Here is a 13708-nt window from a genome sequence, read left to right as displayed (position 1 = left end):
TATGTTATTTTTAGAACCACAGACTTTGCAGGTTGTTAAGCGGCTATGGTGCTATTTTGTGTGCTATAAAGCGGCTATTACTTTAATGATTTTTGCATTAATCGCTTTTAGTCTTATTGATGGCGGGATGCTTTATTTGATAAAACCTTTAATTGATGAAGGGGTTACTGCTAGTAATGGAAAAAATTTGGTTACCGGCGGCTTTATTCTCATTGGATTATTCTTTTTGCGCGGCGTAACCAGCTTCGTTGCTGATTACTTAACTGGCTGGATTAGTTTAAGTGTTATTCAAACATTGCGCCAAACTTTATTTAAGCATTATATTCAGCTGCCTCAAGCTTATTTTGATCAGCAAAAAAGCGGGCGCTTAATTGCTAAAATAACGTTTGATATTGAGCAAATTAGTCAAGCTACCACGGACACCTTGGTTGTTTTGATTCGCGAATCCATTACCTTATTAGTGTTATTGGGTTTAATGCTTTATGCCAGTTGGCAACTGTCTGTTTTACTATTTTTAATTGGGCCGATAATTGCTTTTATTATGACTCAAGTGTCATCTCAGTTCAGACAAAAGAGTCGCAATTTGCAGGATAGTATGGGAGAGGTCACACGCATTGCTGAACAGCTCATGCGAAATCATCGTGATATTTTAACATTAACAACTCAAGATTATGAGCAGTTTCGATTTTCTGAAGCGAACCGTAAAAGCCGTCAGCGTGCGATGAAGCTTACTTTAATTACTGCGGCCTGTAACCCTGTTATTCAAATGATTGCTGCAGTTGCAACAGCCATTATTCTTTGGTTAGCCAGTGTGCCAGAAATTATTAATCAATTGTCAACAGGAGCATTTACTTTAACGCTTGTAGCGATGGGTTCCTTATTAAAACCACTAAAGCAACTTTCAAAAATTAATGAAAAACTGCAACGTGGATTAGCGGCCGCCCAAAGTGTATTTGAGGTGCTTGATTATCCTGTTGAAGCTGATTATGGGATGAAAAACCCTCAAGGAATTCTTGGGAAGATTCAGGTGAATGAGCTGAACTTTGCTTATCTAGATGATCAAAAAAATGTGTTAAAGTCGATTAACTTATCGATTAACCCCGGCGAGTCAGTGGCATTAGTCGGAGAGTCGGGCTGTGGCAAATCGACACTGGTTCATTTGCTTTTAAGGCTTTATGATTGCCCTGTGAATCATGTTTTTATTGATGGCCATGAGATTAACAGTTTATCGTTAAATTCTTTGCGAGGTTGTATTGCCTATGTTTCTCAGCAGGTTCAACTGATTGATGGTAGTATTGCCGAAAATATTGCTTATGGAAATATTAATTATTATCACACAGAAAAAATCAGACATGCAGCAATTGTTGCCGGGTTAAGTAAGCTAATAGATTCATTAGCGCAAGGATTAGATACACCAATTGGTGAAAATGGCTGTCAACTTTCTGGTGGACAACGTCAACGCATTGCGATTGCTCGGGCAATTTATCGAGATGCACCGATTATGATTCTTGATGAAGCAACTTCTGCGCTGGATAATCAAAGTGAACAGATGATTAAACGTACTTTAAATCAATTCAGAGGGAACAAAACGCTTATTGTTATTGCTCATCGTTTATCCGCAATTGAAATGGTTGACCGAATTATTGTACTGAATGCGGGGACAATAGTTGAACAAGGCAGCCATCATGAATTACTCTTGAATAATGGATATTATTCTCAGCTATATCATGGCCAAGCTATTAATCATTAATTTTTACGAGTTGAAATATCGACTGCTTGTATTCCGTGGTCAATTTTATTTTCGTAATGTCAGACCAAATAATTAGTTATGTTTAATGTTATCAATTACAGGTTACAGGTTTGGTAAGCTGTACTATACTAGCCCGCTTTCGTTACGCTGCTTTTTGTGGCATTGATGCTCGATCGACTGCAATAAATTTAATTTATGCTGATGAACTTGAATTAAACTGTTTTTTAATACTATTCATTTTAAGTTTCAGTCGTTATCGACTTTAGTGACTTTAAATTGCGGTAACAATAGTCAATAAACATATAATTTGTGATGGTTGTTTTGATTGCCGTCGTATAAGAAATCAAGTTATCATTTGGTTATTGCCAGATGGAATTCTTAATGAAATCAATCTCATCAGATTTAGTCATCTTCCGGGGAGAGAAATGACTCAGTCGATTGAAACTTTTAAAGGCGGGCCTGATTTAGCTCGATGCCATGAATTATCTGCAAGCTTCGATAAATATCAATTAAATTTTTTGTATCCAAAAATTAAAGTTGAAAAAATTCATGCTGTGGAATTGCAATTTCCAATTTATCAGCGCGGTTGGTTTGAATCTCAGTTAACCCAATATCTACAACACCGATTTGTTCCTGTTGCGGAGTTTTTCTGGGATTATTATTCGGCAACGCAATCAGGTTTTCTTGGACAATTAATGTTGTCTGTTGAGTTAAAACGTACTGTTTTGAATCAACCAATATTGCGCTTAAATCAATTAGGATTTTATTTGTTAAGTGAATATGAGCATCACTTTAATGCGCCTGGATATGATAACTCGGGTAGTTATTATGGTTTTAATAGTCAAATAAACCATGAAGACCATGCTTTAAAATTTGAGCCATTAAGTGGGTATCGATTGCTTGCATTTAAGCAGCATCAATTTGTATTTTATACTGCCAATATTCGACCTGGTAAAGAAGGTTATCAAAATCGGATCTATTGCTTGCCAATTGATAAGTTTTATTTTTTGCAGTTTCGATTTATTTACAATGTTGAATGTCATGATCCTGCATCATTGCTCTGGATGAACCATAGCTATTTAACAGAGAGTGAAATTTTAGACTCTGTTCACCTTTTTACTTGAGCCGTTTTAAGTTGAAGAAATTGTTTGCCTAACTAATGAAAAATTTGTGAGAGAAAAAAATCCCGAAAATTTACGGGATTTTTGAGGGTCTTACGATTACATGTTGCGGCGATATTGCCCACCAACCTGGTAGAGTGTTTGAGAAATAGTACCAAGCGAACAATACTTTGTTGCTTCCATCAAAACTTCAAAAATATTCTGATTTTGTAAAGCCGCCTCTTGAATGGCTTGAGTTTGTTGCTGAATTTGCACCTCATAGCATTGTTTCAATCGGGTTAGCATTTCAATCTGATAGTCCTTTTCTTCTTGAGTTGAACGGATAACTTCACCAGGAATAACCGTAGGTGAGCCTTCTGATGATAAGAATGTATTAACGCCAATAATTGGGTATTCACCAGTATGTTTAAGCATTTCATAGTGCATGGATTCTTCTTGTATCTTTGAGCGTTGATACATGGTCTCCATTGCTCCTAAAACGCCACCTCGCTCACTGATTCGCTCAAATTCGAGTAGCACCGCTTCTTCTACCAAATCGGTTAGCTCTTCAATGATAAATGAACCTTGCAGGGGATTTTGATTTTTATTGAGTCCGAGCTCGCGATTAATAATTAATTGAATCGCCATCGCTCGTCTGACTGATGCTTCTGTTGGTGTTGTGATCGCCTCGTCATAAGCATTAGTATGTAGTGAGTTACAGTTATCATAAATGGCATAAAGCGCTTGTAAGGTAGTACGAATATCATTAAAGTCAATTTCTTGCGCATGCAATGAGCGACCAGAAGTTTGAATGTGGTACTTGAGCATTTGCGCGCGTGGGCTGGCATGATATTTATGCTTTAATGCTTTTGCCCAGATACGTCGAGCCACTCGGCCAATCACTGCGTATTCGGGGTCAACACCATTTGAAAAGAAATAACTGAAGTTTGGTGCAAATTTGTCAATATCCATGCCCCGTGCAAGATAATATTCAACGAAGGTAAATCCATTGGCAAGTGTAAATGCCAGTTGCGAAATCGGGTTAGCGCCTGCCTCAGCGATGTGATAGCCTGAAATTGAAACCGAGTAGAAGTTACGAATATCATTGTTAATAAAATATTCCTGAACATCTCCCATTAAGCGCAATGCAAATTCTGTCGAAAAAATACAGGTATTTTGTGCTTGATCTTCTTTTAAGATGTCTGCTTGTACGGTACCACGAACTTTTTGAATCGTTTCGGCTTTGATTTTTTGATAAGTTTCTGCGGGTAATACCTGATCACCACTGACGCCAAGTAACATTAATCCCAATCCATCGTTACCGTCTGGAATTTCACCTTGGTAAACGGGAACAGGGAGATTTTTAGCGGCAAAAATTTCAGCTATTTTTTGTCTGACGTCACTTTCTAATCCATTTTCCTTGATATAAATTTCACACTCCTGATCGATAGCCGCATTCATAAAAAAGCCAACTAAAATTGGGGCAGGGCCATTGATGGTCATCGATACCGATGTGGTCGGTGCCGTTAAACGAAAGCCAGAATAAAGCTTTTTAGCGTCATCAAGGCAACAGATGGAAACACCAGAGTTTCCAATTTTACCGTAAATATCTGGCCGATAGTCAGGATCGTCTCCATACAAAGTAACCGAGTCGAAGGCTGTTGAAAGTCGTGCGGCGGGCATACCTTTAGAAACATAATGAAAACGGCGATTGGTTCTTTCCGGGCCTCCTTCTCCGGCAAACATTCGTGTTGGGTCTTCTCCTTCACGCTTAAATGGAAATACACCTGCCGTATAAGGAAATTGTCCCGGATAGTTTTCTTGCAATTTCCATTTTAGCCGATCACCCCAACTGCGATATTTGGGAACCGATATTTTGGGGATAGGCTGATTTGATAATGAGTGAGTATAAGTACTTACTTTGATATCTTTATTGCGTACTTGATAAACAAATTCAGGTTGCTGGTATTGTGAAGCCTCTTCATCCCATTGTTCAAGGAGCAGACTATTTTCGCGGTCTAGTTTGAGTTCGACTTGTTGCCGTAATACTTCAAGATTTTGTCTTAGCTGTTCGTCATCGCATAGCGCTAGCGTTTCAACAATGCCTTGCACTTTTTGTGCTTGTTCTGCTTGCTGATTGACCCAACTATCATAATGACGATTGTTTTCTGCTATTTCGGCCAAATAGCGTATGCGTTTGGGCGGAATAATATAAATCTTTTCGGAAATGGTTTCGTCAGATTCAAATTGAGTTTGTAAATCGAGACTGGTTTTATCATTAATTAATAGCATTAAATTACGATAAAGCTGATTGGTTCCTGGGTCATTAAACTGACTGGCAATTGTGCCGTAAACTGGCATTGTATCGGTTGCTTCGTCAAAACGCTTATGATTACGCTGATATTGTTTTTGAACATCGCGCAGTGCGTCAAGCGCGCCGCGTTTATCAAACTTATTGATAGCGATGATATCGGCAAAATCCAGCATATCAATTTTTTCAAGTTGAGTTGCGGCCCCATATTCTGGCGTCATAACATACATGGAAACATCAGAGTGCTCTTCGATTTCTGTATCGGACTGACCGATGCCTGAAGTTTCCAAAATGACCAGATCAAAACCTGCGGCTTTAACAATATTAACCGCATCTTGAATATGTGGTGATAAGGCGAGGTTTGATTGCCGGGTCGCTAATGAACGCATATAAACGCGGTCATTATTAATAGAGTTCATTCTAATTCTATCGCCAAGTAAAGCGCCGCCAGTTTTTCTTTTTGATGGATCAACGGAAATAATTGCAATATTTTTATCGTCAAAATCCAGTAAAAAGCGTCTAACCAATTCATCGACTAAAGACGATTTGCCTGCTCCGCCTGTACCGGTAATACCTAATACTGGAGTACTGGCCTGCTGTGCGGCTTCACGAATTTGTTGAAGTAATGCCTGATTTTTTTCTGAATAATTTTCGGCCGCAGAGATAAGTTGACCGATATGTTTATGATTTTGATATTGAGGCAGTGCTTCAACGGGGGATTCGCCAGTCGTAAAGTCTGACTTTTCGATTAAATCGTTAATCATTCCTTGTAATCCCATTTCTCGTCCGTCATCGGGTGAATATACTCTAGCAACGCCATGCGCATGTAACTGCTCAATTTCTTCTGGCAAAATAACACCTCCACCACCGGCAAAAACACGGATATGGCCACAGCCTCGTTCGTTGAGTAAGTCCACCATATATTTTAAATATTCAACATGTCCGCCCTGATAAGAGGTCATTGCGATGGCTTGTACATCTTCTTGTATGGCGCACTCAACAACTTCTTGAACGCTACGGTTATGGCCTAAATGGATAACTTCACAGCCGCTTGATTGAATAATACGACGCATAATATTAATCGCTGCATCATGTCCATCAAATAATGAGGCGGCGGTAACAATTCTGATCTTGTTTTTGGATTGATAAGGTTTCTGATTTTGTTGAGACATTGTATACCTTCTTTCAATGGCCAGTTTATTGGCACTGTATCCGAACAACCACTATAAATTTTATACGGTGAAATAATTCTATTTTTATAAGTAAAATTTCACACCTTAAAATCTTCGTACCTAAGTTAACTATTTCGCACCTGAATTAACGCTATTGAGTGCATTGCTTTAAACAGATAATTTGTTATTTAATGGCATTTTAGGCGAATTAAATTAAAAAAATTATCAATAATTCATGTGATTTTATTCATTTATTCCGTGAGTGATATTTTTTTTCACGGTAATTTTCGGCGCATATTATAACAAAAAATAATTTACTGGGCGATATTCTCAGACCTTAACACCTATGAGTTAATGATTTATTCATTAAAAATCAGTTTCTTAGTTTCTTAGTTGCGCCAGGCTGCCATAATGTATGAGTCAATATCAGTGTAGTTAAAAATCCGTAGCGTCCGATTCTAATATCTATTATTTGAGCTGGATGATAACGATAGTTAGACTCTTTTCCTCACTTTGTAAAACAACTTGAGATAATTAAGAATATTGAAAGATTGCTCGGATTTTTATCGTGTTATTCAATTGAAATACAACTGAGTCAAAATTATTTTGCATAAAAAAAGCGCGATGTTTATCGCGCTTTTCGGGTTGGACAGGTTAAAGAATTATTTCTTTAAAATATCTTCGGCAGGTGTGTTAGCGTCTGGAAAATCACCTTTTTTGTTCAGTGTTGGAACGGGTAATGATTTTAACTTTTTCTTTAAATAATCAATTGCTGCTTCCAACTGAGCATCTTTACCTTTAAAAGTGGCGTGAGGTAGATTATCAACTTCTATGGTGGGTTCGACACCGTGTCCTTCAACCAGCCAGCGGCCATCTAAAGAATATTGAGGGAACTCGGCAACTCGTGCCATACCACCATCTGAGAGTCGATTGGCATCGCGCAACCACACACCAGCTCCGGCGGTTCTTTTACCGATGACTGGCGCCAGATTAAGGGCTTTGATACCCGCAGTGAACGTTTCTCCGTCAGAGTAGGTAAACTGGTCAGCCAGAACCACTAAGTGTCCTCTAAATGCTTGATGCATATTGGTATAAGCACTATCGCCTCGAGTCTGCCAGAACATCCAGGCGCGCTTCAGTAATTTTTCAAGCAGCCAGGCGTCAATATTGCCTCCGCGATTACGACGAACATCAATAATTAATCCTTGTTTATTAAAGTTAGCGTAAAATTCGCGCGCAAATGCGGCAATATCATTCGGTCCCATTGCGTAAACATGCAAGTAGCCAATATCATCAGAAGACTTCTCAACTTTTTGGCGGTTACTGTGTATCCAGTCATTGTAACGTAAGCCATATTCGTCACGTACCGTACCAGGAACAACAACTGTATCGTGAGTTTTGCTGCCGCGTTTCAGGGTTAACAGAACTTGTTTGCCTGATTGATTCATTAGTGCCATGTTAACCGCGTTAATGGTTGGTGTTTTGATACCGTTAATCGATACAATCACGTCTTTTTCGCGAGCATCTACCCCCGGTTTTCTCAAGGGCGCAGCACTTGATGGTAATTCAAATTCGTGAGAGTAAATATTTTCGATAACCACGCCTTTAGAGGTTTGTTGCAAATTTGCGCCTAGCAAACCTGGTGCAGGTTGATTGTCTGCATGGGCAACATCACCGCCTCTGACTTGAGAGTGAAGGGCATTAAGCTCTCCCATCATTTGTTTGAAAATATCGTTAAGTTCGTAACGATCTGTTATGCGATCTAACAGTGGTTCATACTTTTTCTTAACTTGCTTCCAGTCTAAACCACGCATGTTTGCATCGAACATATAATCTCGGTGCATTAACCACGCATCATGAAATAATTGTTTCCATTCTTGCTTGGGGGATATTGCCATTTGCCAACCTGCGGTGCGAACTTTGTTATCGGTTGTATCTTTTGGAAACGAATCACCTGCCGCAACAATAAACATATTACTGTTATTGCCACCTTGTTTTAATACGTACATATTTTTGCCGTCATTTGATAATGCATAGTAAGCAACACCACTGGCAAAGTCATTAACTTTTGTATTGTGTTTAATTTTTATCGATTTGATAGACGGTGTTGAATTGGGTTCGTTAACACTGTCTTGAACAAAAATATGAGTGTCGTTAACGGCGAGGTTATAGTAGTTGCCAGACGAGACAGGCACTTGCCACAAGCGATTTTGTAAACCATCCCAGTCAACAACATTTTTGTCTTTCTTGTCTTTTTTATCGTCATCCTCATCTTTTTTATTGGCCGCAGCTTGATGAGTTAATTCGGTAGGTGCTTGAAAGGCAAACTCTGCATCTTTGCGCAATGCATATGCATAAATTAGCGCGCGTCGGTCAAACATTGGACCAAAGTTGCGATCTCCCCAAGGTGATCCTGGTGTTGCATTAAAATGTCTTGCCGATAAAAAGTATAACCAGTTGCCATCGGGGCTAAAAGCTGGAGAGTAAGACACATATTTGTCAGAAGTCAGTAGCGTGGTTTTGCCATTATCTAAAGAATATAAACTGATACGACTGCGTTGGTCTGTGTCTCGGTTGCGGGTAATTGCAATCAATTTACTATCGTTTGACCAAACAATATCTTGATAGGGGCTTATTGAGCCATTTTTAGAAAGAATTTTTTTATTTTTGCCAGACTTTAAATTTAATAACCAAAGATTACCCGATTTATCATCATGAGCCAGCCATTTGCCATCGGGTGATGGATGCAGATTCCAGCGGAAAATTTTACCGTCATCGGTTAACTGCTTAGATTGTTTACTTCCATCGGCAGCAAATTGCCAAATTTCCATTTCACCGGTTGAATCGTTCAGCGCATAAACCCATTTGCCATCATGGCTTAAAACGGCATTGCGAGTACGCGAATCCGCTGGAGTTGCTACTTCGACTAAACGTGCTTCATCGGTTCCAGCAATGGCAACTCGGCCACGAGCCGTAATGACAACTTTTTTTCCATCACCTGATAAACTTGAGGCATTTAAATAAGTCAGTGGTTGCTTGACCCATTTATCTCGAAGGTTAGGAAAATCAGAAGTTAATGCAATATTAACAATTTGACTTTTGTTGGTGCTCAAATCGAGTACTTTTAAATCAGCACCTAATTGATAAACAATCTGATTGCCATCAATTTTAGCAGAGCGAATCGGCCAATCTTTATATTGGGTGACTTGCTTGATGTTAGAACCATCAAATGCCATTGACCAGATGTTATCGTTACCGCTGGCATCGCTGATAAAATAAACTTTGCTATTGTTGACCATCGGCATACGTACCGAGCCAGTGTGATTTTTGGTAAGTGGTTGGGCTTCTTTGCTTGAATTCAGTTTATAACGCCACAATTCGCCTTCGGCACCGCCGCGATAAACTTTGGTTGAGTCGGTCGAAACTTGCATCCCAAACTGGACAAAGTATATATATTCTCCCTTACTATCAACCGCACCCTCGACAGCATCTGCCAGTGGAATTGCTTGGGTATTCAAGTTATCGGGATCGACTTGTTTTAGTGTCCAGTTACCTGTTGGTCCCACATGGCTATTGGTACTGAAAAGTACTTGACCATCTTTCGTCCAACCTTGTACACGAATGCTGCTGTTTTCAAAGCTGACTCGCTTGGGCAGGCCACCTGTAATCGGAATGACATAAGCTTCGATGCGGCCTTCGTAATTGGCTGCGTAAGCAACCCATTTGCCGTCGGGAGAAATGGCTGCTTGATATTCTTCTGCTGGGTGAGTGGTCAAACGCTTTGCCTGACCCGAGTTTAATTGCGATAACCAAAGATCACCTTCTGCGGTAAATACCAGGGTATCTTTATTGAGGTCAGGTGAACGATAGTAACCAGGTGCTGCAGACAAGGTTCCACTCAACCCGCATATTAAGGGTATTAATAGTCGAAGTTTCATTGAGATTTCCTGTAATTAGTTTATTGTTTTTGACCGTCGTTAAAGGCTTAAAGTTATTATTACTTGGCAACTACTGGTCAATCGGAAAATATAATCAAATAAGAATACTATAGCTGCAATTCAATTGGTATGCAGAGTAAGATTGAAAAAATACTAAATTGTTTCTTTTTGTAACTGATTGATTGAGATTGAAAAAATGCTGATTGTCACCGATAGCAAGGGGTACAGGTATAACGAATGACGGTTTAAACCCAATCACATATGTCGAATAAATCTATCAATGCGATTTATTCAATGAGTTAAATCCACGGAATAATCGACAGACGAATAATTTTTTAAAAGTACGATGACTCATCGCTATCTATTAAACCGTATCGATTAAGCCGTTTAAATGCGCGACAACACTGCGACCTAATGCATCTAGCGAATAACCTCCTTCTAGCGCCGATAAGATGCGTTGTTGGCAATGCGTGTTGGCAAATTGCACCAATTGCTGAGTGACCCAATAGTAGTCTTTTTCAGTCAAGCAGATTTGTGCCATTTCATCTTCAATGTGCGCATCGAATCCTGCCGAAATAAAAAGCATTTCAGGTTTAAAATCGTGCAGTGCAGGTAACCAGTGTTGTTCAACTAATGCACGAAACTCTGTGCTGCCTTCTCCAGCAGCCAGTGGTGAATTAATGATATTGGCGCTAGTTGGCTCGGTTCCGCTATAAGGATAAAAGGGTGACTGAAAACTGGAACACAAAAGAATGTCTGCGGAATCCTGCACGATATCTTGCGTGCCGTTACCATGATGAACATCAAAGTCTAAAATAGCGACTCGTTTTAAATGATGTTGGGTTTGTGCATAGCGTGCAGCAATAGCGATATTATTGAACAGGCAAAACCCCATTGCCTGACGACGTGTTGCATGGTGGCCCGGTGGTCGGGTAGCACAAAATACCTGCGTAAGGGTCTGTTGCATAATCAAGTCTACACCATTAACAGCGGCGCCTGCTGCAAGTAGGGCGGCAGGCAAGGTGTGTGGTGTCATCAACGTATCACCATCTAAATTATATTGACCGGTGGTTGGTGCATTGTCAAAAATGTGGGCGATATATTCACGGTCATGAGCCAGCTCGAGTAACTCGCGTTTGATCGGTGTTGCTTGGTAATGTTTGAGAACACTTTCCAATCCAGAAATAATAAGATAATCGTTAATCACACTCAGTCGTGCAGGACTTTCGGGGTGGTGTGCGCCCATATCATGCGATTGGCATTGCGGATGGCTGATGATTCCAACGGACATAAATTTCCTCAAGCTGTTGGTAAAATATTCGAAATTTTATACAAAACGAATTTCCCGAGCTAATAATCGATGAGAGTTAATTTATTTTGGCTTAGTTCAGGACTAGTTGCAAACATACATCATCAAAAATTAAAGGATTCGTTTGCGAATTATTCATATCCGGTTTTGCGATTGGTTTGAATCCTTGTTTTGTAAAAACATGATGCATAGAGATGTTATCTGTACGGACTAACGCAAGCATTTTACCGATCTTTCTTTGCCGAGCAATTGTAATCATCTCATTTAGCAGTGCCGTTGCCATGCCTTGACCGCGCTTTGACTCGCGAATAACAAAAGCCACTTCGCAGCTATTATCTGCTGGAATATAATAGTAGCGACCAACAGCTTGAATTTTTTCACCAAGATGATCTTTTTGCGTAAAGCACAATGCCAGATCGCGGTGCTGATTCACGCTGACTAAGTTACACGACTTTTCACGGCTCATTTGGGTAACATAATTGTTGTAACGCGACAGCAGGGTTTCTTTATTATGTGAATAAAAGAATTCCTGAAGCTTGCGTTCATCTGCTGGATTAAGTGGTCTTAATTGATATGCTTCATTTTTAAAAGTAAAAGATTTAAATTCGACGCTGCCAAGTTCGGGAACTGAAGTTGGAGTGTTTTCTTGATATTCGGGCACCCAATAGTGTGCTCTGACTTCTTTAAGTAATTGCGCTCTAAATTTTGGGTGAGCAACTCGAATCAACTCCAGTGCGCGTTCTCGAATACTTTTACCACGCAAGTAAGCAATACCATATTCGGTGACCACATAATGGACATGGCCTCGCGAGGTGACAACGCCACTTCCTTGTGTCAGATGTGGAACAATTTTAGAAATTTTGCCATCTTTGGTGGTGGAAGGGAGCGCAATAATTGGCTTGCCGCCGGGACTGAGTGAAGCGCCGCGAATAAAATCGACCTGGCCGCCAATACCGCTAAAAAATCGATAGCCTATTGAGTCGGCAACCACTTGACCAGTTAAATCGACTTCTATTGCGCTATTAATTGAAATCATATTGTTGTTTCGTGCGATATTAATAGGTGAGTTAACATGTTTTGATGGATAAAACTCAACATGTGGATTGCCATTGACAAAATCGTATAGTCGTTTTGTGCCCATACAAAAAGTGGTGATTGTTTTACCTCGGTGAAATGTTTTCTGGCGATTATTAATGACACCTTTAAGCATTAAATCGATAATACCGTCAGAAATCATTTCACTGTGAACCCCCAAATCTTTGTGATTAATCAAATAACGCAAAACAGCGTCAGGAATTTTGCCGATACCTAATTGCAGGGTCGCACCATTTTCAACTAGCATGGCCACATACTGTCCAATTTGTTCTGTAACTTTATCCAGCTCTGGCACCGGTAGTTCAGGTAGTGGTTCTTCTGCTTGCATAAAAGCATAAATCTGATTGATGTGAATAAAACTGTGTCCATTAGTTTTTGGCATTGCCGGATTAATTTGTGCGACAACATAGCGTGCGTTTTCAACGGCGCTTGAAACGATATCGACACTTACGCCCAATGAGCAATACCCGTATTCATCGGGCGGACTAACCATAATTACCGCAACATTTAGCGGTAAAATATTTTCTTCAAATAAGGTGGGGATTTCCGATAAAAAACAGGGCGTATAGTCGGCGCGCCCTTCGGCAATGGCTTCTCTGACATTTTTTCCGCCGATAAATAAGGCGTTTACTTTAAAGCGGGATTGATACGCTGGAGCAGCCCAGAGATTATCGGACAAGGTTAAAATATGCACGGTTTCAATGTCTTTAAAAGACTCACTATTGGCAATAAGATGATTCATGAGTCGATTAGGAACCGCGGCATTAGAGCCAATAAAAATTCGGTCGCCCGACTTTAAGAAATCTTGCCATTGAATGGGGTGATTATTTTCTCGTTGAATCAGCGTCATCTTACTCATTACCGGTTCCTTTGTTTGTCGCCTTATTGGGTATGTCGGCTTTTTCACTTTGCCAGATACGTTTATGGAAGACATAATTATTCTACACTGAGGTTATAAAGTCTTTATGTTAAGTTTTGATGATTTGATCGAAATCAATTGAGATATAAGCAGTGATGTTGAATCTGATGATAT

The 13708-nt window shown here is 39.8% G+C and carries 6 protein-coding genes; 2 read left to right on the top strand and 4 right to left on the bottom strand.

The genetic code is table 11. The features are described 5' to 3' along the window. Position 1 precedes the first annotated feature (1 nt). Together msbA and ABVT42_RS13985 are read left to right on the top strand one after the other, a co-directional pair. A complete protein-coding gene (gene msbA, locus ABVT42_RS13990) occupies positions 2-1750 on the top strand; it encodes a lipid A export permease/ATP-binding protein MsbA (RefSeq protein WP_353896777.1) in 1749 nt (582 codons plus the stop codon). Between the two features lie 425 nt (positions 1751-2175). After that, positions 2176-2874 carry a hypothetical protein gene (locus ABVT42_RS13985; protein WP_353896776.1) on the top strand — a complete coding sequence of 233 codons (699 nt, stop codon included), beginning with the start codon at positions 2176-2178 and terminating at the stop codon, positions 2872-2874. 96 nt (positions 2875-2970) lie between these two features. Here ABVT42_RS13985 and ABVT42_RS13980 read toward each other — a convergent pair whose 3' ends face one another. From ABVT42_RS13980 to ABVT42_RS13965, 4 genes are all read right to left on the bottom strand, one after another. After that, entirely contained in the window at positions 2971-6333 is a 3363-nt protein-coding gene (locus ABVT42_RS13980) for a methylmalonyl-CoA mutase family protein (RefSeq protein ID WP_353896775.1), read from the bottom strand. Positions 6334-6995: 662 nt separating this feature from the next. Beyond that, entirely contained in the window at positions 6996-10271 is a 3276-nt protein-coding gene (locus ABVT42_RS13975; RefSeq protein WP_353896774.1) for a S41 family peptidase, read from the bottom strand. Positions 10272-10635: 364 nt separating this feature from the next. Continuing rightward, positions 10636-11562, bottom strand: coding sequence for a histone deacetylase family protein (locus ABVT42_RS13970; protein WP_353896773.1), 927 nt, complete (start codon positions 11560-11562; stop codon positions 10636-10638). Positions 11563-11653: 91 nt separating this feature from the next. Continuing rightward, a complete protein-coding gene (locus tag ABVT42_RS13965) occupies positions 11654-13534 on the bottom strand; it encodes a GNAT family N-acetyltransferase (RefSeq protein WP_353896772.1) in 1881 nt (626 codons plus the stop codon). Positions 13535-13708: the final 174 nt, after the last annotated feature.

This window comes from Aliikangiella maris, from assembly GCF_040719265.1.
Lineage (GTDB): Bacteria > Pseudomonadota > Gammaproteobacteria > Enterobacterales > Kangiellaceae > Aliikangiella > Aliikangiella maris.
The sequence above is the reverse complement of the archived record's forward strand: the minus strand, read 5'-3'. Positions and strand labels throughout refer to the sequence as shown.

What these genes read in the sequence shown, in the direction of transcription:
- msbA (WP_353896777.1), top strand. Translation starts at nt 2, where the DNA reads ATGTTATTTTTAGAACCACAGACTTTGCAGGTTGTTAAGCGGCTATGG.
- ABVT42_RS13985 (WP_353896776.1), top strand. Translation starts at nt 2,176, where the DNA reads ATGACTCAGTCGATTGAAACTTTTAAAGGCGGGCCTGATTTAGCTCGA.
- ABVT42_RS13980 (WP_353896775.1), bottom strand. Translation starts at nt 6,333, where the DNA reads ATGTCTCAACAAAATCAGAAACCTTATCAATCCAAAAACAAGATCAGA.
- ABVT42_RS13975 (WP_353896774.1), bottom strand. Translation starts at nt 10,271, where the DNA reads ATGAAACTTCGACTATTAATACCCTTAATATGCGGGTTGAGTGGAACC.
- ABVT42_RS13970 (WP_353896773.1), bottom strand. Translation starts at nt 11,562, where the DNA reads ATGTCCGTTGGAATCATCAGCCATCCGCAATGCCAATCGCATGATATG.
- ABVT42_RS13965 (WP_353896772.1), bottom strand. Translation starts at nt 13,534, where the DNA reads ATGAGTAAGATGACGCTGATTCAACGAGAAAATAATCACCCCATTCAA.